The sequence below is a fragment of the Halobacillus mangrovi genome, from assembly GCF_002097535.1.
In the GTDB taxonomy this organism is placed as follows: domain Bacteria; phylum Bacillota; class Bacilli; order Bacillales; family Halobacillaceae; genus Halobacillus; species Halobacillus mangrovi_A.
The window spans coordinates 733,361-757,732 of the sequence record NZ_CP020772.1 but is presented as its reverse complement, the minus strand read 5'-3'; the positions used below and the strand labels follow the sequence as shown (position 1 = coordinate 757,732).

Annotated in this window: 22 protein-coding genes and 1 riboswitch; of the genes, 6 read left to right on the top strand and 16 right to left on the bottom strand. The window is 41.5% G+C overall.

Annotation, left to right across the window (positions count from 1 at the left end; translation table 11 throughout):
* The first annotated feature begins 102 nt into the window (after positions 1-102).
* The 3 genes from HM131_RS03780 (at position 103) to HM131_RS03770 (ending at position 4,655) form a co-directional block, all read left to right on the top strand.
* Positions 103-2,208 carry an immune inhibitor A domain-containing protein gene (locus HM131_RS03780; RefSeq protein ID WP_085028095.1) on the top strand — a complete coding sequence of 702 codons (2,106 nt, stop codon included), beginning with the start codon at positions 103-105 and terminating at the stop codon, positions 2,206-2,208.
* A gap of 110 nt (positions 2,209-2,318) precedes the next feature.
* On the top strand, positions 2,319-3,215 hold the full coding sequence (locus HM131_RS03775; protein ID WP_085028093.1) for a GNAT family N-acetyltransferase: 897 nt from the start codon (positions 2,319-2,321) through the stop codon (positions 3,213-3,215).
* A 573-nt stretch (positions 3,216-3,788) separates the two neighbouring features.
* A complete protein-coding gene (locus tag HM131_RS03770) occupies positions 3,789-4,655 on the top strand; it encodes a fructosamine kinase family protein (protein WP_085028091.1) in 867 nt (288 codons plus the stop codon).
* A gap of 2 nt (positions 4,656-4,657) precedes the next feature.
* On the opposite strand, the gene HM131_RS03765 is transcribed toward HM131_RS03770, so the two are convergent.
* Positions 4,658-5,626: a YbgA family protein gene (locus tag HM131_RS03765; protein WP_085028089.1), complete on the bottom strand. Its 969-nt coding sequence runs from the start codon at positions 5,624-5,626 to the stop codon at positions 4,658-4,660.
* A gap of 204 nt (positions 5,627-5,830) precedes the next feature.
* Between HM131_RS03765 and HM131_RS03760 the strand changes: the two genes are divergently transcribed.
* Complete coding sequence (locus tag HM131_RS03760; protein ID WP_085028087.1) at positions 5,831-7,183, top strand: YjiH family protein; 1,353 nt, start codon at positions 5,831-5,833, stop codon at positions 7,181-7,183.
* A 51-nt stretch (positions 7,184-7,234) separates the two neighbouring features.
* Here the strand turns inward: HM131_RS03760 and HM131_RS03755 are convergent, their stop codons facing one another.
* The 4 genes from HM131_RS03755 to HM131_RS03740 all read right to left on the bottom strand — a co-directional run bounded on the left by HM131_RS03755 (position 7,235) and on the right by HM131_RS03740 (position 11,612).
* A complete protein-coding gene (locus HM131_RS03755) occupies positions 7,235-7,906 on the bottom strand; it encodes a type 1 glutamine amidotransferase domain-containing protein (RefSeq protein ID WP_085028085.1) in 672 nt (223 codons plus the stop codon).
* Positions 7,907-7,974: 68 nt separating this feature from the next.
* Positions 7,975-8,799: a GNAT family N-acetyltransferase gene (locus HM131_RS03750; protein ID WP_198162712.1), complete on the bottom strand. Its 825-nt coding sequence runs from the start codon at positions 8,797-8,799 to the stop codon at positions 7,975-7,977.
* Positions 8,800-9,023: 224 nt separating this feature from the next.
* A complete protein-coding gene (locus HM131_RS03745; RefSeq protein WP_085028082.1) occupies positions 9,024-10,040 on the bottom strand; it encodes an acyltransferase family protein in 1,017 nt (338 codons plus the stop codon).
* Positions 10,041-10,370: 330 nt separating this feature from the next.
* Positions 10,371-11,612 (bottom strand): aminopeptidase, encoded by a 1,242-nt coding sequence (locus HM131_RS03740; RefSeq protein WP_085028079.1) that lies wholly within the window; start codon positions 11,610-11,612, stop codon positions 10,371-10,373.
* A 196-nt stretch (positions 11,613-11,808) separates the two neighbouring features.
* On the opposite strand from HM131_RS03740, the gene HM131_RS03735 reads away from it, so the two are divergent.
* Positions 11,809-13,182, top strand: a complete 1,374-nt coding sequence (locus HM131_RS03735; protein WP_232324925.1) for a DUF2254 domain-containing protein — start codon at positions 11,809-11,811, stop codon at positions 13,180-13,182.
* 47 nt (positions 13,183-13,229) lie between these two features.
* Here HM131_RS03735 and HM131_RS03730 read toward each other — a convergent pair whose 3' ends face one another.
* The 5 genes from HM131_RS03730 to ribD form a co-directional block, all read right to left on the bottom strand.
* Entirely contained in the window at positions 13,230-14,648 is a 1,419-nt protein-coding gene (locus HM131_RS03730; protein WP_085028076.1) for a cryptochrome/photolyase family protein, read from the bottom strand.
* 223 nt (positions 14,649-14,871) lie between these two features.
* The gene (gene ribH, locus HM131_RS03725; RefSeq protein ID WP_085028074.1) at positions 14,872-15,339 is read right to left on the bottom strand and encodes a 6,7-dimethyl-8-ribityllumazine synthase; all 468 of its coding nucleotides are present in this window, start codon (positions 15,337-15,339) and stop codon (positions 14,872-14,874) included.
* Positions 15,340-15,354: 15 nt separating this feature from the next.
* Positions 15,355-16,548, bottom strand: a complete 1,194-nt coding sequence (locus HM131_RS03720; RefSeq protein WP_085028072.1) for a bifunctional 3,4-dihydroxy-2-butanone-4-phosphate synthase/GTP cyclohydrolase II — start codon at positions 16,546-16,548, stop codon at positions 15,355-15,357.
* Between the two features lie 16 nt (positions 16,549-16,564).
* Positions 16,565-17,215, bottom strand: a complete 651-nt coding sequence (gene ribE, locus HM131_RS03715; protein WP_085028070.1) for a riboflavin synthase — start codon at positions 17,213-17,215, stop codon at positions 16,565-16,567.
* A gap of 2 nt (positions 17,216-17,217) precedes the next feature.
* Positions 17,218-18,312 (bottom strand): bifunctional diaminohydroxyphosphoribosylaminopyrimidine deaminase/5-amino-6-(5-phosphoribosylamino)uracil reductase RibD, encoded by a 1,095-nt coding sequence (ribD, locus tag HM131_RS03710; RefSeq protein WP_085028068.1) that lies wholly within the window; start codon positions 18,310-18,312, stop codon positions 17,218-17,220.
* A 132-nt stretch (positions 18,313-18,444) separates the two neighbouring features.
* A riboswitch (FMN riboswitch) is annotated at positions 18,445-18,596 on the bottom strand.
* Positions 18,597-18,946: 350 nt separating this feature from the next.
* Between ribD and HM131_RS03705 the strand changes: the two genes are divergently transcribed.
* Complete coding sequence (locus HM131_RS03705) at positions 18,947-20,611, top strand: glycoside hydrolase family 13 protein (RefSeq protein ID WP_085028066.1); 1,665 nt, start codon at positions 18,947-18,949, stop codon at positions 20,609-20,611.
* A gap of 31 nt (positions 20,612-20,642) precedes the next feature.
* Here the strand turns inward: HM131_RS03705 and HM131_RS03700 are convergent, their stop codons facing one another.
* The 6 genes from HM131_RS03700 to HM131_RS03670 all read right to left on the bottom strand — a co-directional run bounded on the left by HM131_RS03700 (position 20,643) and on the right by HM131_RS03670 (position 24,360).
* On the bottom strand, positions 20,643-21,095 hold the full coding sequence (locus tag HM131_RS03700) for an OsmC family protein (protein ID WP_085028064.1): 453 nt from the start codon (positions 21,093-21,095) through the stop codon (positions 20,643-20,645).
* A gap of 81 nt (positions 21,096-21,176) precedes the next feature.
* Positions 21,177-21,629 carry a GNAT family N-acetyltransferase gene (locus HM131_RS03695; protein WP_085028062.1) on the bottom strand — a complete coding sequence of 151 codons (453 nt, stop codon included), beginning with the start codon at positions 21,627-21,629 and terminating at the stop codon, positions 21,177-21,179.
* Entirely contained in the window at positions 21,629-22,246 is a 618-nt protein-coding gene (locus tag HM131_RS03690; RefSeq protein WP_085028060.1) for a hypothetical protein, read from the bottom strand. Before HM131_RS03690 ends, HM131_RS03695 begins: the two co-directional genes overlap by 1 nt.
* Positions 22,243-22,434: an SE1561 family protein gene (locus HM131_RS03685; RefSeq protein WP_085028058.1), complete on the bottom strand. Its 192-nt coding sequence runs from the start codon at positions 22,432-22,434 to the stop codon at positions 22,243-22,245. The genes HM131_RS03690 and HM131_RS03685 overlap by 4 nt, the downstream gene beginning before the upstream one ends.
* Positions 22,435-22,982: 548 nt before the next feature.
* Positions 22,983-23,771, bottom strand: coding sequence for a TerC family protein (locus HM131_RS03675; protein WP_085028054.1), 789 nt, complete (start codon positions 23,769-23,771; stop codon positions 22,983-22,985).
* Between the two features lie 292 nt (positions 23,772-24,063).
* Positions 24,064-24,360, bottom strand: a complete 297-nt coding sequence (locus HM131_RS03670; RefSeq protein ID WP_085028053.1) for a YciI family protein — start codon at positions 24,358-24,360, stop codon at positions 24,064-24,066.
* Between the last annotated feature and the right edge of the window lie 12 nt (positions 24,361-24,372).

Genomic DNA, 24,372 nt, shown 5'->3' with positions numbered 1-24,372 from the left:
ACTTTCTATAAAACAATTCTAAAATACCATTCAAAATATTCACAATTTTCTACATAATAGGAGATGTAGGTTTTTACATATTTTTTCAAGGAGGTCGTTTATTTGAAAGGTAACAAATTAACCGCTTTACTATCTGCAGGCGCACTATCTTTATCACTCCTAGCCCCAACCGCTACTCCAGACGTCCACGCGAGTTCTACGTATGAAAATTGGAATGTCGAACGATACGGTGACCGAATCGACATTGATGGCAAATTAGAAAAACAATCCGAAAGCGAAGAGTTCCAGAAAGAAGCCAAACAAAAGATCAAACAAAATGCTGATGGTGTAACTTTTGACAGTGAAGAAACAGCTAACTCTTCCAGCAGCGATGGAGCCTTTACTTATGACGGAGGCACGAAACAATTCCTCAATCGGGATCTTGAATTTAAGGAGTTCACTCTAAGAAGTGTAGGAGAGCACGTAGAGGTTTGGGTTGCAAATGACCTGGCCTTCCCTGAAGGAGATCCTCGTGAAGCTCACCAAATTAACCAAGAACAGGTTGACAAGCTGGCCACTGAATTTGATGCAAATATTTATCCTGCAGCTACCGAATTCTTCGGCTCTCCTGATTCTCTAGATGGGACAGACTCCCTCCTCGAAGAATTCGGATATGTACCAGAAGGTTATTACGAAGGGGATGGTGATAACGTCATCCTTCTAATTGATAACATTAAAGATGAAAACTATAATGACCCGGAATATCCTTTCTTCGTTGCTGGTTTCTTCTGGCAGACACTTGAAAATTATATGGATCGAAACATCGTAACCATCGACTCTCGTGACTGGGATACCCGTTTAGAGAATACTTTTTTTGGTACAACCATTCATGAATTGCAGCATTTGATTCACGCTGACAACGATGGTGATGAAACATCCTGGGTAAACGAAGGAATGTCTACGTTCTCTGAGTATCTAGGCGGCTATGGACTTGATTCAGGATCAATCAACTTCTTGTTAGATCACCCGGAAAACTCCTTAATAAACTGGGATGAGCATGTGGATGCTCAAACGGGCCCAGAAACCATTGCCGATTATGGACTCGTACAATTGTTCACCCTATATAACTACGAGCGTTTTGGAAAAGAGTTCATCCGCTATGTAGCTAAAAATGAACTCAATAGTATCCAAAGTTATGAAAATGCTTATAAAGAGTTTGGATTTAATGTAACATTCAACGAAGTTTATCAGGACTTCTCAACCGCTTTGGTAGTAGATGATGATCAATTTAAAGAAGGTAAATACGGATTCCAAAACATCGACTTGCGTAATTTGCCGACTGGAGATGGAGAACGAGGTTTTACCGTAAACTTTGAAAAAGCGAAAACGTATGAAAAAGAAGGCGTGCCGGCCTGGGGAACGGACTTTAAAGAATTCAACTTCACTCCAGACGATAAAGTTGAAACCTTAAGTTTTAATGGCCAGAACTTTGCACAGAATATCTGGGAATCTGTTCAGGATCCACTTGGCTCAGAAAATGAAGTTCTCTGGGGAGGAGAAGGAGATGAGTTAGATAACAATCTTATTTTCAAAGCTGACTTGACGAATGTTGAGGAAGCCACGCTTAACTTCGACCATTTTGTTGATATTGAGGAAAGCTGGGATTATGGCGTCGTACAAGTTTCTACGGATGATGGCCAAACTTGGACTTCCCTTTCCAATGAAAATACGCGCACAGATGTCGTAGACCAGGGTTATCCAAAGATTAAAGAAAACGTTCCTGGATTTACGGGGCACTTTGATGACTACCAATCTGAAACCTTCGATCTTTCTGAGTACGCAGGACAAGAGGTTCACATCTCCTTCCGCTACCTGACAGACTGGGGTTACAACGATGCAGGCTGGTTCATTGATAACATTGAAGTTCCTGAAATCGGACTAAGCTTTGACGGTTCTACTAAAGAGCCATTCATGTCTAAAGCGGAACTGCTTAAAGAATACGTAAATTATGGAGTAACGTTCATTAAAGAAAAAGACAACGGTGGATATCAAGTGATTGAAGTTGATCCGTTCAACATTACACATGAGGACGCCCTGGACTTAGAACAAACCTTCCGTCAAGGGAAAACCTATATGACAACTTATTATGCTGCCCCTCAAGACAACTTAAATCCTATGTCTTTTGAATATGAAGTCAAATACAAACATGATGATAAGAAGAATAAATAATTGACAGAGAAGGCAGCCAATATTATTGGCTGTCTTCTATTCAATTGCCTAGCGCTTGCACCCTTCTTCTCTCTTATGTCATGATTTGTTTAAAACGAAAAGGTGATGCTATGTTTATAAATGAGTTGGAAGTCAAAGATTTACATACCGTTGCGAATTGGCTTTACCATATGAACGAACAGGATGACCATTATGTAGCGTGGCTTGCCTCTGACCCGAATGAGATTTTCGAACAGATATGGACGCTGACACAATTTAAAGAACCCCTTGCCTATGTCGCCTGGGAAGGAGAAAACATCATTGGATTTCTCGGCATTTTGCCATTTTTTGATCAGAAACTTTGCCGGTTGTTAGGGCCCTTTGCACAAAAAGAGCCTGAAAAAGTAATTGAAAAGTTATGGGATAAGGTCTCTTTGACTGTTCAGCTTCATTTTGATGCGGTAAAAGTGGCTTGCTTTGAGAGCAACAAAGAGCTCGTGACCTTTGCAGATCGACACGATTTCGAGCTTTATAATATCGAAAAGACACTTGCTGCTCATCATTCTCTCTTTCAGCCATCTACCAATAAAAGTCAGTCCATCGTAGACTTGCATATGGATGACATGGATCGCTTATCCTTGCTTCATCCTTCCGGGGCCTACTATACCACTGAGGAGATGGTCAGACTCGCTAATGAAGAAGGAAATTATTTATGGGGGTTTCAGAAGAACGGTGATCTTGCTGGCTATATTTATATGGAAACCATCCTGCCTGGGCATGAAGCGGAAATATGCTTTGTTAATGTAGGAGCTGGAGAGCGAGGAGCTGGAATCGGATCTACATTGATTGAACATGCTCTTCAATATGCGTTCCATGCTCTCGATTTAGACGTGGTGACTATCTCGGTACGGACTCAGAATAAAGAAGCCGAGAAATTGTATAAACAATTCGGCTTTAGAGAAATCAACACGATCTATGCGTATCAAAAGCAATTCCAAAAAGCATCAGCTAACACACCTTTTCATTAGGCGCTGTTAAGTGTGGTGATATTAGATTTTTATTCGATTTTAGTCCTAATAATAGGAGGATTCTTGAAGACTTGATTTCGAGATTTTTAGGGGCGTTGACTTATAAGAGTCAGGGGGGATTGAAAACCACTCGCTTTCCTGCGGGGGAACCGGCGAGCTTCCTCGGGCTGCGCCCTGTGGGATCTCGCCTACTCCCTTCTCCCGCGGGAGTCTCGCAGTTTTCCCCCCCCCTAATCCGAAGGTAGAGAAACGCAGAGAGTGTGTAATCTGAACGCCATATCTTGTTTCCGTTCTTCTAATAACGTAAGGAGGTCCGTGAAATTGCGAGACTCCTGTGGGATGAACATATTAGATGAGATGCCGAAAGACGAAGTCTGAGGAGGCTCAGCACATGCCCACGGAAAGCGATTCGTTTCTTCATCCACCCCATCAATCACATTAAGTCTCGAAACTGATTTTCATGAATAGAATGGTTTATTCTAATAGAACTTGATTAAACAAAATGGTTTGAAGCAAATAGTAAGGGTATGGAGAACTATAGAAATAAGATTCAGCAAGGAGGACTTTCCTTTTATGGAAGAGATGATCCAGCGCACGCTTCACAAAATACAAGATCATTCTGCTATCAAAGAAGTCAAGCAAGTCAGCGGTGGAGACATTAACCGCTCTTTTTATGTAGAGACAATAAATCATCAGTATTTTATGAAAGGAAATGAACAGGTTCCTTCCCACTTCTTCCGGGCAGAAGCGCAAGGGTTGCAATTAATAAAAGATACCAACACCATAAAAGTGCCCTCTGTCTATCATTATGATGAACCGGAAAATGGCGAGGAAGCAATGATTGCTATGGATTGGATCAATCCGGGCCGCAAGGATGTCTCTGAACTACTGGGGCAAAACCTTGCACAAATGCATCAGCAAACCGCACAAAAATATGGCTACGGCTCCCCGACTTTTGTCGGCACGCTCGATCAGCCTAACGCTTGGACCTCTTCTTGGGTCGACTATTACCGTACCTATCGATTAAAAAAGCAGATGGATTATGCTAAATCCTTAAATCGCATGCCAAAAATACGCCAGGAAAGGCTCGAAAAGCTCTTAGATCGTTTGGAAGAATGGGTCCCCGCACACCCAGAGGCCTCTCTCTTGCATGGAGATTTATGGGGAGGAAACTGGAGGACAGGGGAAGATGATGAACCTTATTTAATTGATCCATCTGTTCTATATGGAGATCACGCTTTCGAAATAGCCTTCACTGAACTTTTTGGTGGATTTCCTAACAGATTTTACGAACAGTATAAAGAACAGTTTCCTCTATCCGACCACTATGAAGATATAAAATCTCTTTACCAGCTTTTTTACTTGCTCGTCCATTTAAATATGTTCGGTGAAAGTTATGGTTCCAGTGTAGACAGTATTTTAAAAAGATACGTAGGATAGACTCAGGAATAAGCCCTGCCCTTTCCTGAGTCTGAGATTTCTACGAGTTCGAGCGGATATGGTTCAAAATAGGTCTGCTTCTGCAAGTAAGAATTATCAAATCGGTCTACCCACGAACGAAGCACGCTCAGGACAGCACTTAAAGGAACCTTTTCTTCAGTATATTGTTTAAGAAGGGATTGGAACCCTTCTTTTTCTTTAGGGCTCAACTCTTTCTTAAAATAACCGGCCATATGCTGGCAGACATTCACATGGGCAGTTGGCTTTGCTGGCTTATCCAGCAGCTTGTAAAGACGCTCTTTATAATATTCAATCACTTCGCTGAAGTCACTATGATTATGGTTGGCAATAATCCTCCCCATTTGTTTCAGAATACCTGGATGATAAGCCATGAATAGATATTTGTTTCTAGAGTGAAAAGCTTGCAGGTTCTGCATACTTCCCTGCTTTTTCACTTGTCTAAAAGAAGCTAAGGTGAACAACTTCGTGAGAAAATGATGACGCAGCGTGAAATTCTTTAACCGTCCTTCCTCTTCGATTGCCAGTTCACCAAATTGGCGGAGAATTTCATTAGCAAACAGGCCAGTAGTCTTACCGACAACTTGAGAGTTCTTTTCACTCTGGTACACCTTTACATCATGCATTCCACATGTGGGCGAACGGTTCTTCAATAAAAATCCGTCCACATCTGATAATTGGCTTAAGAATCCTTTTGAAAAATTCTTCATTTCCGCAGTAAGGTCTTCACCTGTTTTCGGTTGAATTAACTGCTTCTCTTCTCCCTCTACAATACGTATGACATCCCTGGGCACACCTAGTCCGATCTCCACTTCAGGACAAATAGGAATGAACTCCACATAAGGACGCATTCGCTGAACGGCTTTATCAGGTATCACAGCCCCGTTATATCTTACTTCCCCAAACTCTAAACATCGACTGACTACGACTCTTGGAACAGGAAAATCATTCACCAACAGCACTCCTTTTTCCTATCAGACAAATCTCATAGTATAGGCAGGAATTCCTTTTATTAAAGTCGAATAAACATGAGAAAGCGCAAACATTCAAAATTCCTATTGGATTTTGTTGAAAAACATACTAAAATAAATAATGTTGCATATTTATTCTTATTTTTTTATAAATAAAAATAGAGAGAGTCAGGAGAGATGTTCTGGATGAAAGCTAGAGATTTTAAACTATCATCGCATTTAAGATTTATCATCCCATCCTTAATTGGTGTCTTCTTATTCATGTACCCAATTATAGGGGATGATGGTTCCGTTACTATCCCTATCGCCATTCTAGCCGGATGGGTAGAAACATGGTTGGCAGGTCAGCTTTCTCTGATTATGACAATCATCATTACCATCACAGCTATCGGTACGATTTGGGTTAAATTCGTTGGTGCTGAGAGTCTGAACAACAACCCATTTTTCAAATCCTTATTTAATGTTCCTCCTGTATGGGTGGTAACACGTGTCCTGGGAATGATTTTTTCTATCATGGTCTATTTCCAAATTGGACCGGAGGCAATCACCTCGGAGAATACCGGTGGATTATTGTTAGATTCGCTTCTGCATGTACTTTTTGCCGTTTTCCTTTTCGCCGGATTATTTTTACCTCTGTTGTTGAATTTCGGTTTACTCGAACTGTTCGGGGTTGTCTTGACAAAAATCATGCGTCCTCTCTTCAAGCTGCCAGGACGGTCCTCCATTGATTCCCTGGCCTCTTGGTTAGGAGACGGAACGATCGGAGTTCTATTAACGAGTAAGCAATATGAAGAAGGCTATTATACAAAACGTGAAGCAGCTGTCATTGGAACAACCTTTTCTGTTGTTTCTATTACGTTCAGTTTAGTGGTTATCACAGAAGTCGGACTAGCAGACATGTTTATTCCCTTTTATCTAACTGTGGCATTGGCTGGCTTTGTTGCTGCTTTAATTATGCCGCGAATTCCACCGCTTTCTCGAAAGGCGAACACATATGTTACCGAAGAAGCGGACGATGACAATGAAGAAGTTCCCGGTCACCACAACGTATTCACTTATGGATATGCAAAGGCTGTAGAACAAGGCAGCAAATCGACCGGAGTAAAAGAATTTTTCAAGCAAGGTGGACAAAACATTCTCGATATGTGGATGGGCGTGGCCCCAATCGTTATGGCGCTAGGTACAATAGCGCTAGTCATTGCTGAGTTCACACCATTTTTCTCATGGCTAGGCACACCGTTCATCCCACTACTTGAGCTCATGCAAGTTCCTTACGCTCAGGAAGCATCTGAAACCATTCTTGTCGGTTTTGCGGATATGTTCCTTCCGGCTCTTATCGGGGCATCCATTGAAAGTGAAATGACGCGATTTATCATCGCTTGTCTATCTGTTACTCAATTAATTTATATGTCTGAAGTCGGCGGTCTGCTTCTAGGGTCTAAAGTCCCTGTTAACTTAAAGGATTTATTTATTATCTTCCTTGAGCGTACGATTATTACGCTGCCGATTATCACGCTTGTTGCTCACCTTCTTTTTTAAGATAAGAGAATTAATAATCCGAATAAAAATGTTAAAACCGCTAAGCCAGAATTACTCGGGCTTAGCGGTTTTAAATTGCTCAATGACCACCTGTGCTGTACTCAAACTCGATTGAGGGTTCTGCCCTGTAACGAGATTCCGCTCAACAACGACATGATCTTTAAACGCTTCACCCGTTTCAAATACAGCTCCTTCTTCTCGAAGTCGATCTTCCATAGAAAAAGGTACAACGGATTCAAGACCTGTCTGTTTTTCTTCCTCGTTCGTGAAGCCAGTCATTTTTCTCCCTTTCACAAAAGGCTGATCATTGTGATCTGTGACTCCTATAAAACCTGATGGACCGTGACAGACGGAACTGATCAGCTTATTCTCTGTTATAAAGTGTCTGAGGATCTCCTCTATCGTGTCGTTATCTGGGAAGTCCACCATCGTCCCGTGCCCTCCGCAAAAGAATATCCCATCATATTCCTCTGGGTTGATTTCTGATAAACGCGGCGTATCATGAATGGGTTCCATAACTCCATCCCAAACTCTCGGCAGTTCATTACTGTAGCTGTTAGGATCAATCGGTATTCTTCCACCGTTCATACTGGCGGCCGTCACCTCAAAGCCAGCCTCTTTGAACTCAGTAGCCGGTTCTACGAACTCTGAAAGCCATAGACCTGTATCGTGTTGTTCAAGCTTATCTGCATTTGTTACTACCATAAGTATTTTTTTGCTCATGCCCAATCACACTCCTATCCGATCTCCCTCCTATTATTGGCTATGGCTCGAATTTTACCCATTTTTTATTAGGATCTTTCCATCCATACTTGTTCGACCAGTTTCTGTGAAGCATGCTTATGGTACACTTCGTTCACTTCATATGACTGAGGTGTGTTGAAGGCTACAACTCTGTACTCTTTGAATTGATGGACCAATGCTCTTAACATTCGTTCATATACACTTTTATCTTTTCTAACGGCTTGTAAATGAAATAAAGTCAACCGATCCCTATTTCTTGATAATAGTGCATAGCCTGCAGCTTGTCTTCCCAGCGAGAATTGATATAGTTCTCTTTCATCAATAAAGTCAACCGAGTTTTGCCAGGGCATTCCTTGAAAGTATTGAGATATGTCTTTTTTGCAGTCCTCATGCGCGACAAGTTTCAACGTTAGATCGCGCTCCTGCTTAAACGTAGCTTTATCTAATTCAATGGTATCTAGATGGTCTTTTATTATGTACCCATTGTTTTTGTAAAGCTGGATCGCTGGGTTGTTCGTAGAGATGGCTTCCAAACTCGCTTTGGCCACCTTCTCTTTTTCATAAACACTTAGCGAAGCTTCGATTAGTCTTTGCCCTACGCCCAGGTTACGGTAATCAGGATGGACAGCGGTTCCTCCATTATAAGCGCTTTGGATTCCTTGTAGTGGCTGGATACTGTTGAGTATAATACCAACTGGTTTTCCTTCGTCATAAGCTAAAACCGAATACTCAGGCGAAAGTCGTTTTGTGCTCATCATTTTTATAAATCTCTCTACATTCATAGTGAGGTCAACGGTGTAATCTTGGAATCCCTCATTCCAGGCTTTCATGGCATCTTGAAAGGAACAGTTCATCATCGATTTGACGTTCATTAAAGCTCCTCCTTTTTGAATCATTATATTAAATTTTTTAGTTGATATTCTTGGTTAGGAGTATTCAGTTAAAATGGATGGTTTCGTTATTAAAATTAGTATAAAGGCGTCAGTGAAACGGCTCGCTTTTCGTGGGCGGAAGCTGAGCCTCCTCGGTCGGAAAATATAGGTTATATCTTTCACATAGAAAAAAGCGTGAGCCATTTTTAGCTCACGCTTTTCTTTTATGATTGTAAGGTTGAATTTTTTTCAGAAAGTCTTTGCCACCATTTCTTCAGTAACTGTGTCCGACCTTCAATAACAGGCTGAGTCAGTGTTTGAATTGCACTGCTTGATAGCAAGTAAACGATGGCAGCCGATACAATTGCTAACCCGACCACATCAAGAATTGTATTAACTTTAAACCAGCCAGCTTCTCTGAAAAACTGGATAAAGAAACCGTGCAACAGGTAAACGTATAGCGTTTTTCCACCTAAATAGGTGAATTTATATTCCTTGCTTGGTACCCATGCCAATACACTAATGGTCATGAGGCCAGCTAGTATATAGACGCCAAGACGGAACAGTCCTCCCATTTCAGGACTTCCTAGTACTTCATACGATTTCGAGCCAAGCAGCCATCCTGAGCTGAATTCAGGAAAGGCAGCGATTAAACCTGCAATCACAGTCATAAATACTAGGCTTACTTCTTTCAAACGTCTTGTTCTCCACTTTTGTACCTGTTCTTTTGTTAGCCAATACCCTGCCAGGAAGAACGGAAAGAATACGAATGTTCGTGACAGGCTAAAATTGTGTCCAATATCACTTACATATCCGATCACAATTCCAACCTCTACGGCAATTGCAAGCCCGATAATCGGAGGAATTTTCTTGAACCAGTACAACAGGATATGCCAACAGAACAAACTAAATAAGAACCATAATGACCAATGAGGATAAAATGGCCCACTTAGCCATCCATCTTTTCCTATAAAGAAAAAGTATCCCGTGTAAACTAGTTGAAAGATCAAATATGGGAGAATCAATTTTTTAGCCAAGTTCAGAATGTAATCTTTATGTCCCGAACCTTTGGCAAAGAAGCCTGCCAGAAAAATAAACGCAGGCATATGAAAAGTATAAATCCAAGTATAGAGGGTGTACATCGGTCTAGAGCCATCCGTGAACGGTTGAATCATATGGCCGAAGACCACTAAAAATATGAGCATCAATTTGGCGTTATCAAAAAAAGCGTCCCGCTTCATTTCTATTCACCCTTTATCGTTTTCAATATAAATTGCACTTCAGTTAAATGACTTCCTCTTACTTATTTAACATAAATATACCCTTCTTATGTACGTTTTATCTCATTTTAAATAAACTGTAACCATTTTGTCACGTAGTGTTTTCATGCTGTAAATAAAGAGGAAAAGCGCAAGTGCCCGGGACCCGAAACGCAAAAGCAAAACGACTGGAGGAAGATGGATTTCCTTCCACAGGACGGGTTGATTAGACAAAAGTATGCACAGCAGGATTTTATATATCTAATTAAGAAGAAAAACTCCCTTATGCTTATGCATAAAGGAGTATCCCTTTTATTCAAAATCAATTGCCCAGGATCCTTTACGGAAAATGGGTTCAAATTCTCCATCTTTTGTTTCCCCGTCAATATCAAGCTCTGCAGATCCCATCATAAAATCTTCGTGAATTAGACTATCGTTCACCCCGTGCTCGTCCATTTGCTCTTTACTGAAGGAGGAGCCATCTTTGATGTTCGTTGGATAAGCTTTTCCTAGTGCTAAGTGACAGGAAGCATTTTCGTCATAAAGGGTATTGAAAAAAATGTGTCCTGATTGGGAGATCGGAGATTCATTCGGCACGAGCGCAACTTCTCCTAGACGCTTCGCCCCTTCATCTGTCTCCAATAAATGCTTCAATGTATCTTCACCAGCTTCTGCTGAATAGTCAACGACTTTTCCGTCTTCAAACGTTAGTGTAAAGTTCTCAATCAAATTCCCGCCGTAGTTCAACGGTTTTGTACTCGAAACTTTGCCTTGGATGCCGTATTTATGAGGCATAGTAAATACTTCTTCTGTCGGCATGTTCGGATTGAATTCTACGCCGTCAACTGATTCGGTAGAGCCACCGTGCCAAATATGGTCGTCTACAAGTTCAATGGACAACTCTGTGCCAGGCGCTTTGTAATGCAGCTTTTTGTACTGTTTTTCATTCAGATATTCTCTTGCCTGGCGCAGCTTTTCATTGTGCTCCTCCCAGGCTTTGATCGGGTCTTCCTGCTCAATTCGAGTGATATGGAAGATCTGCTTCCATAACTCATTTTTTGCCTGTTCTGAAGAAGCTTCTGGAAAAACTTTTTCCGCCCAAGCCTGTTGAGGATAAGCAATAATGCTCCAAGTTGTTTTATCGTTCATGATGTAGTCACGATAATTCGTCAATGCTTCAGCACTTGCTTTGTTTGCTTTCGCCACTCGTTCAGAGTCGACATCTTTCAATAGATCAGGGTTCGGTCCATACACAGAAAGAAGACCATAACCATCAGCTACCATTTCTTCAAGACCTTCCGCTTTCCATTTTGGAAAACTCTCTAGTACTTTCATAGGTGCATTTTTCATTTTCAAATAGGTGAGCACCTCGTCTCCCCATTCCACATGAACATTTTTTGCACCTTTTCCATAGGCTTTTGCTGAAATAATACGAACAAGGTCAGCCGCTTCAATCGGAGCGTTGATGATCAACCCTTGCCCTCTTTGTAAATTCACGCCTTTTTGAAGTGCTAAATCTGCATACTTTTCTAATTGTTTTTGATGCGTAGTCAATTGCAACCCTCCAAAACTAGTTAGTCCAACATTATTATTTCACAAAATTTTCAGCATTCCTAGTTATAACCAATAGCGTTCATTCTTCCTGGATACTAGGCATTATTTTTTTGCTAATCTTTCATTTTAAGGTTAGAGATGAAAATGTTCGGGGAAGGAGGGAAGAAGAAATTTACAAGAGAGACTGGTGAACGAGATGAGTATCCTTTATTATTTGAAAAAATATATGATGATGTCCAGACGACAACGAAAAAATGAATTGAAATCGACGCTATGGTTCATGCCATTCTGGTATATTGTCGGTTCTGTTTGTCTTTCGATTTTCACCTATTACTTAGATTACGAGATTGATATAAGCCTTTACCTGCCTGTCGGAATTGGGTTCAGCGGAACGACACTTCAAGTGCTATTAAGTGCACTAGTCGGCGGTGTCCTTACACTCAGTGCGTTTACGATCAACTCTTTGCTCGTTGCATTGACGACGTTCAGCGGCCAGTTTTCTTCAAAGATGCTTGTTAATTTCGTCAGTGACCGGGCCACCCAGCACGTGGTGGGAATTTTTAATGGCTGTTTCATCTATGTATTGCTGAATTTCCTTTATGTGACGCACGGAGAAGAAGAATTTATTGTCGCAACACCAATTTTATCCATTTTGACAGCTATTCTTGCGGCCATTACGTTCATCTATTTCATTAACCATACGACCACTTGGATGCAAGTTCATAATATCAGTCACAATTTGAATGTAAAATCGAAGTCTATTCATTCATCCTTAGAAAAGGAATTGCAGCCCTTTCACAGCCAATCCGAGGTGAGCGAAAACAAACTGCCCAAAGGAGAAGGAAAAACGATTTATGCCCAGCAATCCGGCTATTTGCAAGTAGCTGACTTTGCAAAATTAATAAAAAAAGCCAATGAGGACGACATTCTGTTACGTTTTGACGTCCGGATAGGAGAATTTGTCCTGGACGGTTCTCCCTTATTGACCTATTGGGGCACAGAGGAAACCATTCATCCCGATCGCTATCTAAAAACACTGGAGATCGGCTTAAAGCAGACAGAAATTCAGGATTTGGAATACGGATTGAGTAAACTCTCTGAAGTAGCGATCAAAGCTCTAGGGCATAATGACCCACTGACAGTTACGAATACACTTCATCAAATTACAGATTTGATTAAAAATATTGTGATGAAATCAGATTTTTCCCCTTACTTGTTTGACCAAAATTGTGAATTGAGACTGATTCTGATGCAGAAAGATTTCAGATACTTTCTCCATAAGGGATTTGCCTACATCCGTGAATTCTCTAATCAAAATGCCGCCATTATTACAGAGATATTGAGCATGGTCCATCTACTAAGTAAAACGATCGACGCGCGTTTTCATGAAGAACTATGGGAATTTTCCAGCCAGACTATTTTTGGTTTTAAGAACTGTCACCTTTATGAAAATGATTGTTATTATTTGCTTGAGCAGCTGAAGAAGATCGCAGTGGACACCCATCATGAAGAGAATTATAGGTCCTTGCAAGATTATTTAGAAGGTAGAATATGCTCAGATATTCCATAACCTTCATACTAAAAAAGTAAGCAGCAGGGGCTAACTACCGCTGTTGCTTACTTTTCTTCTTTAAACATTTCGATGGCACGTTCGCGCATCGTTTTATGATTCACTATAGGGCCAGGATAATCTTTGCCGATGATACAGCCAACTTTCTCCTGTTCTTCCTCAGGCATTTTACTTGGATCGTGAATGTATTTTTTCTGTACATTCTCAAGCTCTGGAATCCACTCTTTTATAAAACGTCCATGAGGGTCGAATCGTTCTGACTGTCTAGTCGGGTTAAACACGCGAAAGTAAGGAACCGGATCTGTGCCTGTTGAAGCTGCCCATTGCCAACCGCCAATATTAGAAGCCGGATCATAATCCATTAACCTCTCAGCGAAGTAGCGTTCTCCTTTTCTCCAATCCATTAGCAAATCTTTCGTTAGAAAAGAGGCCACCGCCATTCTAAGACGATTATGCATCCAGCCGCTTTCATTCAACTGCCTCATCGCTGCATCGATAAGCGGAAATCCTGTCTGCCCTTCTTTCCACTGTTCAAATACATCTTCGTCGTTGTTCCACGGCAAGCCTTTATATTTCTCGACCATTTCTTCGTCTGAAGCGTTCGGGTAAAAATGATAGATCATATTATAAAAATCACGCCAAGCAAGTTCAGAAATATAAGTTTCTGCGCCTTCTGTATTTTTTCTGAAGTCGACTTCCTCGTGAATTTGATGATAAACCGTTCTAATGGAAATGGCACCCGTACGCAGAAATCTCGACATTTGACTCGTTCCATCGATTGCAGGGAAGTCTCTTTCTTTATCATAATCGTAAATTGCAGCATCTAAAAACTGAGCCAGTCGTTCTTCGGCGTCTTGCTCCCCTACACCTTCGAACGAATGCTTCGTCTTTGAAATCAAAGAATCATAGGCTTCGGTACCAAAAACAGACGTCTGATCGACTGCGGTCTTTTTAAGTAAGTCATAATCAACTTTTTGAACGGCCGGCTTCTGAAGTGATTTCCAACTCTTATAATAGGGAGTAAAAACCTTGTAATAGCCCCCGTCTTTTTTTGTGACTTCATTCGCCCCGTGAAGATGGTGATCCATAAAAGTGCAGGTCTTTATGTTTTGTTGTTTGAAAAATTCAAGAACTTCTTGGTCTCGTTTCCAGCCGAATCCTGTCTCGTCTATATTGAAGTATATAGAATCGATATTAATTGTTTCTATCAAGTGTTGAAAAGCTTCCTTCAAATCACCTTCTAGAAAATGTATCGGTGCTCCAAGTTTCTTCGAGTCATTTACGAGGGACTCCAAGGTTTGAAAGAAGTAATCATGACGGACGGTGAATTCTTCATTTAGCACAGGGTGAATGTGGAACATTAAAAAGATTTGATCGTCTTCTCCTGTATGTTCTAGCGCTTTCGCAAGCGCTGTGTGATCGTTCAGTCGTAAATCTCGGCGGAACCAAACGGCTCGTGTCGCCATATCATCACCTTCCTCTATCTCCATCATTCCTTTTTACCAAAGGACATAAACTATTGTAGCCCAATCTCCCCCTTCCCCTCACTTTTGAATAGGTAAATGGCGGGTAATGGAAAAACCTTGCACCTCAGGTCATCCAGATTATGGATGACCTGAGGTGCAAGGTTTTTCAAATTGAAACCAAAAAAACTGCCGAAGGGACAATTCCCTCGGCAGTTCCTTTGGTTTATTCGAAATTCTTCATTAAGGTAGCCATTTCAATGGCGCCTGTTGCAGCTTCCCAGCCTTTGTTTCCTGCTTTCGTTCCTGCGCGTTCTATTGCTTGTTCAATCGTATCTGTAGTAATAACTCCAAAGATCACAGGGATGCCGCTTTGCATGGAAGCTTGTGATACGCCTTTAGCTGCTTCATTACAGACATAATCGAAGTGTGGAGTCGAACCACGGATCACTGCCCCCAATGTAATGACCGCATCATACTTTCCGCTGTTCGCCATTTTTGCTGCTACAAGCGGAATTTCAAAAGCGCCTGGTACATAAGCGACCTCAATATCTTTTTGGTCGACACCGTGACGTTTGAGCGCATCCAGAGCTCCTCCATGAAGCTTGCTTGTAATGAAGTCGTTGAACCTGCCGACGACAACCCCTACTTTTAATCCTGTTCCGACTAGATTTCCTTCATATGTTTTTACCATTTTCCTGTCCCCTTTCTAGTAGTGGAATAAATGCCCCATTTTCGATTGTTTTGTTCTTAGATACTGTTCATTTTCTTTGCGTGATTTCATCTGGATAGGTACTCGCTCTACGACTTCTAAGTCGTACCCGCCAAGTCCGGAGATTTTCTTTGGATTATTTGTCAGCAATTTCAGCTGAGTGATTCCTAAATCTCTTAGTATTTGAGCCCCGACACCATAATCACGGAGATCCGGTCCAAAGCCGAGTTTTGCATTTGCTTCGACTGTGTCCAGCCCTTCTTCTTGAAGTTTATAAGCACGGAGTTTATTCACTAAGCCGATTCCGCGGCCTTCCTGGCGCATGTAAAGCAGTACCCCGCTTCCGTTTTCAGAAATTTGTCTCAAGGCATTATGAAGCTGAGGACCACAATCACAGCGGTAGGAGCCGAATACATCACCTGTCAGACATTCTGAATGAACACGAACAAGCGTTGGTTCATCAGGGTTAATCTCTCCTTTAACAAGAGCCACATGATCTTTAAAGTCGATATCATTAGTAAAAGCGATGGCGCGAAAGTCTCCGTACTCTGTAGGCATTTTCACTTCTACATCCCGCTTTACGTGATTCTCATTTTTGTGGCGATATTGAATAAGATCCGCAATGGTAATCATCGGAATGTCAAATTCATCGGCCATTTTCCTTAAATCCGGTACTCTTGCCATCGTTCCATCGTCCTTAATAATTTCACAAATAACTCCAGCTGATCGTGCACCTGCTAATCTGGCTAAATCTACGGATGCTTCTGTATGACCGGCCCGGCGCAGCACTCCACCTTCTTTAGCAACCAGCGGGAAAATATGACCAGGTTTATTAAAATCAGCAGCTGTTGATTCAGGGTTCAACATTTCCCGAATCGTAAGTGCACGTTCATCCGCTGATATTCCTGTTGTCGTATCCTTATGATCAATACTGACAGTAAAAGCAGTCTTATTTGGATCTGTGTTATCATCCACCATCGGCATCAGTTCCAGATCACGAGCGAGTTTATCTGTAATCGGTGCACAGACAAGTCCTCTTCCATACTTAATCATAAAGTTAATCATTTCAGTACTTGCATGTTCTGCTATACCTACTAGATCACCTTCGTTTTCACGATCTTCATCGTCGCAAACAATAACTAATTTACCTTGTTTTAATCGTTCAATCGCCTTTTCAATTGAATCAAACATCTCTTCTCACCTTCTTTTATGCAAAACCGTTATCAGCCAGCATTTGCTTTGTGATCGCTGATTGAGGCTTTTCAGATTGTTGTCCGTTTAAAAAATGGGCGACATATTTTCCAATCATATCGCACTCGATATTAACTGAATCCCCTGGTTCTTTTTCACCAAGCACCGTATGTTCCATTGTGTGGGGGATCAAGGATATGGTCACACGATGGTCCTCTACTCCGAATACGGTTAAGGATGTTCCGTCAACAGCAATGGAGCCTTTATAAACAAAATAATGAATAAGTTCTTCTGGCAGTTCAATCTCATAATAAACGGCATTCGATTCAGGTTTTTTCGACACAATTTTTCCAATACCATCAATGTGACCGGAAACTAGATGACCTCCAAACCGACCGCCCGCAGCCATTGCTCTTTCTAAATTCACAGGGCTTCCTTGCTTTAAACCATGGAGGTTTGTTGCACGATATGTTTCCGGCATGACATCAAAGGAAACTGTGCTTTCTGTAAAAGCTGTCACAGTCAGACATACACCGTTGATTGAAATACTGTCACCAAGACGCACATCTGTCAAAATATCTTTTGCAGTAATTTGTATTTCTAATGATTCCGTTTTGCTTTTTACGGATTTTAGCTTGCCTATCTCTTCAATAATACCTGTAAACAAGGTTACTCCTCCCTTTTTACAGAGATGATTTTAATATCATCCCCGACTTGTTCAGTGGATAGAATTTCAAAGGCTTCTACCTGTTTAAGCTGTTTGACACCCTCTCCTCCTACAGGAGTTAAAGCGTCTTTTCCTCCGATGAGCTTTGGCGCGATGTATGTCACGGTTTCATTGACTTTACCTGCACGTACAAAAGCATCCGCAATGGTACCCCCGCCCTCTACGAGGACAGAAGTCACTTTTTGTTCGCCAAGATAAGAAACCAGTTCTCCTATTCGAACCTTCTCCTCATTTAACGGAATAATTTTCACATGCGGATAAGGCTTGAACGTATCGACCTCCGCTTGAGAGACATTCTTCCCAGTAAAAATCCAAGTCGGGGCTTCTTGATTTTGTATCAACTGAGCAGAAGGTGGGATTCGTAATTTTGTATCAAGCACAATTCTAATTGGGTGAGACCCACGGCCCTCTAACCTTGTAGTCAACTTAGGATTATCAGCGAGAACTGTGTTAATCCCGACCAAAATCGCATCTGATTGATGACGATAGCGATGCCCGTCTCTCCTGGCTTCCTCACCAGTGATCCATTGGCTTTCTCCTGTAGAAGTAGCGATCTTCCCATCAAGACTCATGGCAGACTTCAAACGGATAAAAGGCTCTTTTGTCTGAATGAAATGAAAGAAAGATCGATTTAAGGCATCCGCTTCTTCTTTCATAACGTTTGTTCGCACTTCAATTCCCGCTTGCTCCATCATTTCAATGCCGCGCCCTGAAACTTTTGGGTTTGGGTCATTCGAGGCAATAACTACTCGGCGAATTCCTGCCTCAATGACCGCTTTTGCACACGGAGGTGTACTTCCGTAATGACTGCACGGTTCTAATGTGACAAAAATTTCTGCGTCTTCCGCTTTTTCTCCAGCCATTTGCAGTGCGTGAACTTCTGCGTGAGGCTCTCCTGCTTTCACATGAACCCCCAGCCCAACCACTTGATTGTCTTTAACAACAACCGCAGCTACGGACGGATTCGGACTCGTTTGTCCTACAGTTTCTTTCGCCATTTGAATTGCCATCGAAATGTATCGCTTATCACGGTCCATCCCCTTCACCTCCTGATATAAAAAATAACCCTGAAGAAGGCATACTTCTCCAGGGTCCTGTTTAAACGTAAAAATTTGTATAACGAATAAAAGGGTACACGTGTAGCAGAATGTACCTTTTTTTACGTTCTCCACATCCTTCTCCCATCCAGACTTTCACTGTCGGCTTTGGAATATGCACCAAATCAGGGGGAATGGTGCTTCACACTCACTCCCCGTCGCGGGCTCGGAACAAACTGTTCATTACCGCCGGCTGGGACTTTCACCCGACCCCGAAGGAAAATATAAAATTTTACTACCTCTAATAATAAAAGAAATCTGTTAAAAGCGCAATTTTCATGATTTAACAGTAAACTCCCACTCTCATATCAAACGTATTGTCAAATCAAAGAAAATCAGCTAATATGTAATTAATTAAAGAAACCGTTTGCACAAATACTTATATTAATTAGCTTCAAATCGTAGACAAACCTAATTAAAGAGTTAATCGAATAAATATTTCTGATTCGCGCAATCGATTGCATTATTTGTTTGTTAATTCTGATATTTCATTCTTATCATGTACAATGGGGATAATGACAACACCGTGGCAGGGATAAAAGCTCACATCATAACTAGGAAATGAGGGATTCATGTGAAACGAGTATGGTGGAAAGAAGCAATAGGATATCAAGTCTATCCACGCAGTTTCCAAGATTCAAACGGGGATGGCATCGGGGATCTTCAAGGAATGATCGACCGCCTGGATTATATTAAAGAATTAGGCATCGACTTCATCTGGATTTGTCCAATGTACAAGTCACCGAAAGACGACAACGGCTATGACATTTCAGATTACAAAGACATCCTCGAAGAATTTGGAACGATGGAAGATTTCGACCGTCTATTAAAAGAAGTTCACAAGCGTGACATGAAATTAATTATCGATCTAGTTCTGAACCATACAAGTGATGAACACCCATGGTTCATCGAGTCCAGAAAATCAAAAGACAATCCAAAGCGGGATTGGTATATATGGCGCGACGCAAAAGATGGAAAAGAGCCAAACAACTGGGAGAGTATTTTTGAGGGGTCTGCGTGGGAATACGATGAAAAAACAGATCAGTATTACCTCCACGTTTTCTCAACGAAACAGCCTGATTTGAACTGGGAGAATGAAGAAGTCCGTAATGAACTTTACGATACCGTCAATTGGTGGCTGGAAAAAGGGATTGATGGTTTTCGTATCGATGCAATCAGTCACATTAAAAAGCGTCCAGGGTTCCCTGATATGCCGAACCCAGATAAGGAAGATTACGTTTCTTCCTTTGATATGCATATGAATCAGGAAGGTATTCATACATTTTTACAGGAATTCAAAGAAAAGACGTATGCCAACTATAAAGTTATGACCGTCGGTGAGGCCAATGGTGTCAGTGCAGACGAAGCAGACTTATGGGTTGGAGAAAATGGTAAGATGGATATGATTTTTCAATTCGAGCATTTAGATCTTTGGGATAAGGATGCTGAACAACAGCTCGACATTGTAGCATTAAAAGAAACACTGACTCGATGGCAGAAAGCTCTGGAAACAGATGGATGGAATGCTTTGTTCGTAGAGAATCATGATAAAGCGCGTGTCGTATCCACTTGGGGTAATGATGAGGAGTACTGGCGGGAGAGCGCAACTTCTCTAGGAACGATGTACTTCTTTATGCAAGGAACTCCATACATTTATCAGGGTCAGGAAATTGGAATGACGAACGTGGCTTTTCCATCAATAGAAGACTATGATGATGTAGCAGCGAAAAACTTATATAAGAAGAAAAAGGCCCAAGGACTTGAGAACGAGGAAATCATGGAAATCCTGTGGGCTACATCGAGAGACAACAGTCGTACACCTATGCAATGGAGCAGTGAAACAAATGCCGGCTTCACAAGCGGAACGCCATGGATGAAAATCAATCCAAATTACAAGGAAATCAATGTAGAAAACCAGCGTCATCAATCCAACTCTATTTTGAGTCACTATAAGAAAATGATTGAGCTGAAAAAGGAACACGATCTTTTTACTTACGGTATTTACGATTTACTTCTAAAAAATGATCCGCAAATCTATGCCTATACTCGTACATTAGCTGGCCAGATGGCACTAGTCATTACAAACTTAACTGAAAAAGAAGCTGAATTCGAGTCAATTCACAAGCTTTCCAGTAATGATTTGATTTTAGAAAACTATGAAACTGAAAACCATGAAGAAATTACCCGCTTCACGCTAAAGCCATTCGAAGCAAGAGTATATTTACTGAAAAACAAATAAAAGAGCGCGGCCTCTATGGGGCCGCGCCTTTTTATCTCTCAGCGATTTTCGTATCTGCTTCTAATTCTAAATCTACGTTGCCTTGGATGGCTTTCGAAATCATGCAGCTTTTTTCTGCTTTTTCCACAAGTTGTTTTAATTTCCTAAGGTCTTTTTCACTCGCCTCGCTCTTAAGAGAAACCTGTGGTTTATGAATGATTTTTTTATAGGTGAAAACACCGTCTGTCACGTCGACAATGCCTTCTGACTCCATATCCATCGATTCAAGTGGCAAACCTGCTCGCTCAATCATTGCTGCTAAACTGATGATATAGCAGGTTGCGGCAGCTCCAAGCAGCATTTCGTCAGGATTTGTACCGATATCGGGTCCATCCATTTCTTTCGGTATGGAAATCTTCGTTTTTAATTTATCCGACTCGATATAACCGACTTCATTGCGGCCACCAGGCCAGTCGGCTTTTAAATGGAAATGATGCAAAGCCATTCTAACCAACCTCCTTTTCTATCCTCTATTTTAAGAATTTCTTATTTAAAATTGAAGTCCTCTGCTTGTGAGAGTTTTTCTTTAAGGTTTCTTCATTTTCACGAATTCATATTCACTTCCATTTGTTTTTTGTAAAAATGTATGAAGCTCACGAAAACCAGCCCGTCGATAGACCTCTACTGCTCTTTTGTTGAACACAGCGACCGACAATGAAAAATGCTCAGCTCCGAATTGGCGTTCAGCAAATTTTATCCCTTCGTTTAAAAAGGTGCCTCCAAACCCTTTTCCCGTCAAGTCTGGCCGGAGACCAAGTCCAATATCAACCGTGAGATGATCTACAGGAGTAAAGGTAAAAAATCCGATCAATTTTCCATTTTCATACACGCTGTAAACATGGTTACTTCTTTTTTCAGGTTGTATGAATTCCTCATAATCTTCTTCGTCCGCCGTCATATCATAAAAACTATAAGGCTCTGGGTATTTCCAAGATGCAATGATTTCCGCGTCCCTTTGAGGCATTGGAATCCACTCCATTATCCCGCCTCCTTCCTTCTTGTAAGCAAAATATAAACGATCAGGCCAATGACCGGGACTATCCCCATCCACGACCATGATCGTTTATTGGAATTTTTCCACTGATCCCAGCCGATCACAAACAAACTTAATGCCGTCAAAACTATAAAATCAATAGTCATTACGTGAACAAATTGAGAAGTTGTGAAGGCTTCTGTGTATGTTGAATAATTGCCGTTTACAATCCCATGAACGATGAGGCTGAAAGAGCCAAGTAAAAGAACAAGGTGAAGAATTGTGGATTGGAAGAAACGAAGCAGCCACTTAGGTGTTCGGTTAGACCGCTCTTTTTGAGTTGAGGATAAGAAAAAATATGGTATTAAAGAAAACGCCCCAAGCATGAAAGAACCTAAAACAAATGGCCAGGCAGGAAGAAGGCTTTCATCATGTTTTAAAATGAGAATGGCAAAGGCCACAGGATAGATACCGAGCAAACTAAATACAGCAAGCAACAATCGGTCGGGATTATCCATTTCTATCAGCTGCTGTAAATACCCTTCACCTCCTAAGGGAGCTCTTGTCCATGTATAAAGAACAAAAACCGCCCATACGAACGCCAGAATGATTCTTCTGATCATTCGGCATCCCAGTCTTTTTTAAAGCGTTCCATCTTTATTTGAAGCTGTTGGATCATATCCAGTACTCTGTTGAAATCCTCAATATCCACCTCGTCTGCGTCCATGGTTGATACCACCTGGTTAAGCATTTTAATCCGGTTTTTTATGTAATGAAATTGATCAGATGGATGCTTTGCAGCTTTTCCCATCGTCTTCCCCTCCCTCTCCCTTTTTCTTCATTTTACCCTTTTAATTCTGACAAGGAAACTTTTAAAAGTCTTAAAATATTTTTCTGACGACACACTTAAAATAGAGACCCCTGTTCCTTTGACTAACGCCTCCTATTCCTGAAGAGTCGGCTTCGATATTTTTGTATGAGTGATGGTGGATGGGAAAAATGACTCACTTTCCGCGGGCATGTGCTGAGCCTCCTCAGACTTCGTCTTCCGGGGTCTCACCTATCATGTTTATCCCACAGGAGTCTTGCCATTTTTCCATCCACCATACGATATAAAGATACTCTCTTATTCGGAATGAAGCATGTTGGGTATAGTATTTTTGTGAAAAAAGAATTGCCTGCGGTTTCCTTACAGTTGGTAGACCTTTTTCTAGTAGTGGGGATTTCGAGAACCTTATGGCAAGGGGAGTTGAGAAAGCCAACGACCTAGACTCCCACAAAATCTCAAAATCAAACCTTCCACTACCCTGCTAAATTATTGAATTAAAAAACCGCAAGAGAAACTCTTGCGGTTGACCATTAAACCTGTTCTTGTTCTTTTGGCTCTTTTCTAGGGGAGAAAAACCAGCCGACAGCTGCAATAGCTACTAGAATGGCATAGAAGCTGATTTTCCATAACGCCGAATGAGCAAAATCCTCACTTAGAATATGAACATTCGGGTGAGCAAGTGTAGCCACGACTAACTTCACACCAACCCAGCCCACAATTACGAAAGCAGCGATCTCCAGCCCAGGTCTAGAGTGCAAGATTCTCACAAAGAAGTTCGCTGCAAAACGCATGATGATAATACCGATCATACCACCAGCCAGGATGACAGCAAATTTACCTCCATCAAGACTTCCCACTTCAGGAAGGCCTGTATCTGGGAGAGCTACAGCCAGGGCCACAGCAGCAAGAATCGAGTCTACAGCAAATGCAAGGTCAGCAAGTTCAACCTTAAGGACTGTCGCCCAGAATCCTTTTCCTCGCTCTGGTTCATCTGACTCGTCCGCATCGCTCTCCTCTCCTTTCTTATCCTTCGCTTTCCATTTATCATATAAGTGTTTCCCTGAGATGAATAACAGGTAAGCGGCACCTAGTGCCTGCACCTGCCATACATCTACGAGGAAGGAAATAATAAATAATGACCCAAAACGAAGTAAAAATGCACCAAACAAGCCGTAGAACAGAGCTTTTTTCCTTTTCTTCTCTGGAAGGTGTTTGACCATAATGGCAAGCACAAGCGCATTGTCAGCGGCTAATATGCCTTCCAGACCGACTAATACTAGTAGAACCCATCCGTATTCAATCAGTAATTGTGCATCCACGATTCTTCTCTCCTTTTTTCAACAAAAAATGGTCCCTACCATAGTGGTAAAGACCAATAAATTAGACCTTTACCACTGTGGGTAAAGGTCTCGCTAACAACGTTCGTTGCCAATAAAGCCGGGGATCGATCCCGAAATGACGACTTTATTGTCCAGCTACTCCCCTTTAGGAATGCTAAATTCTATCCTAATCTTAGCACGCAACTTCGTTTTGTCAACGGATCAACGCCCACTTCAATCGAATATACTTTAGTATGATGTCTTACGTTCTTCGTTATTCATCAATGGATGTTTACCCTTGAAGCGCAATCTTAAACGGAAATAGTTCTCCCTTCATAATTCCTTTTTTTATGGCTGGATCCTCGTTCATCATATGCTCTGCCTCTTGAGCATTAGTAGCGTAAAATATCACAATACCAAATTGACTTGCATCCTCATTGGTTGTTCTCCCAGCCATCACCACTTTACCTTCTTCTGTCCAGCTCTTTAAGTGATGAAAATGGTCAGTCACTATCTTTTCGTCGGCCTTTGTCCAATTTTCTTCCTTAAGCAAACGTTTGATTAGGGTGAGTCTATATAGATATTCCATCAAACCCTCCTT

Excerpts from the sequence above, each read along its gene's own strand:
- HM131_RS03775 (WP_085028093.1), top strand. The coding sequence starts at position 2,319 with ATGTTTATAAATGAGTTGGAAGTCAAAGATTTACATACCGTTGCGAAT.
- HM131_RS03770 (WP_085028091.1), top strand. The coding sequence starts at position 3,789 with ATGGAAGAGATGATCCAGCGCACGCTTCACAAAATACAAGATCATTCT.
- HM131_RS03760 (WP_085028087.1), top strand. The coding sequence starts at position 5,831 with ATGAAAGCTAGAGATTTTAAACTATCATCGCATTTAAGATTTATCATC.
- HM131_RS03755 (WP_085028085.1), bottom strand. The coding sequence starts at position 7,906 with ATGAGCAAAAAAATACTTATGGTAGTAACAAATGCAGATAAGCTTGAA.
- HM131_RS03750 (WP_198162712.1), bottom strand. The coding sequence starts at position 8,799 with ATGAACGTCAAATCGATGATGAACTGTTCCTTTCAAGATGCCATGAAA.
- HM131_RS03745 (WP_085028082.1), bottom strand. The coding sequence starts at position 10,040 with ATGAAGCGGGACGCTTTTTTTGATAACGCCAAATTGATGCTCATATTT.
- HM131_RS03735 (WP_232324925.1), top strand. The coding sequence starts at position 11,809 with ATGAGTATCCTTTATTATTTGAAAAAATATATGATGATGTCCAGACGA.
- HM131_RS03730 (WP_085028076.1), bottom strand. The coding sequence starts at position 14,648 with ATGGCGACACGAGCCGTTTGGTTCCGCCGAGATTTACGACTGAACGAT.
- ribH (WP_085028074.1), bottom strand. The coding sequence starts at position 15,339 with ATGGTAAAAACATATGAAGGAAATCTAGTCGGAACAGGATTAAAAGTA.
- HM131_RS03720 (WP_085028072.1), bottom strand. The coding sequence starts at position 16,548 with ATGTTTGATTCAATTGAAAAGGCGATTGAACGATTAAAACAAGGTAAA.
- ribD (WP_085028068.1), bottom strand. The coding sequence starts at position 18,312 with ATGGACCGTGATAAGCGATACATTTCGATGGCAATTCAAATGGCGAAA.
- HM131_RS03700 (WP_085028064.1), bottom strand. The coding sequence starts at position 21,095 with ATGGCTTTGCATCATTTCCATTTAAAAGCCGACTGGCCTGGTGGCCGC.
- HM131_RS03695 (WP_085028062.1), bottom strand. The coding sequence starts at position 21,629 with ATGGAGTGGATTCCAATGCCTCAAAGGGACGCGGAAATCATTGCATCT.
- HM131_RS03690 (WP_085028060.1), bottom strand. The coding sequence starts at position 22,246 with ATGATCAGAAGAATCATTCTGGCGTTCGTATGGGCGGTTTTTGTTCTT.
- HM131_RS03685 (WP_085028058.1), bottom strand. The coding sequence starts at position 22,434 with ATGGGAAAAGCTGCAAAGCATCCATCTGATCAATTTCATTACATAAAA.
- HM131_RS03670 (WP_085028053.1), bottom strand. The coding sequence starts at position 24,360 with ATGGAATATCTATATAGACTCACCCTAATCAAACGTTTGCTTAAGGAA.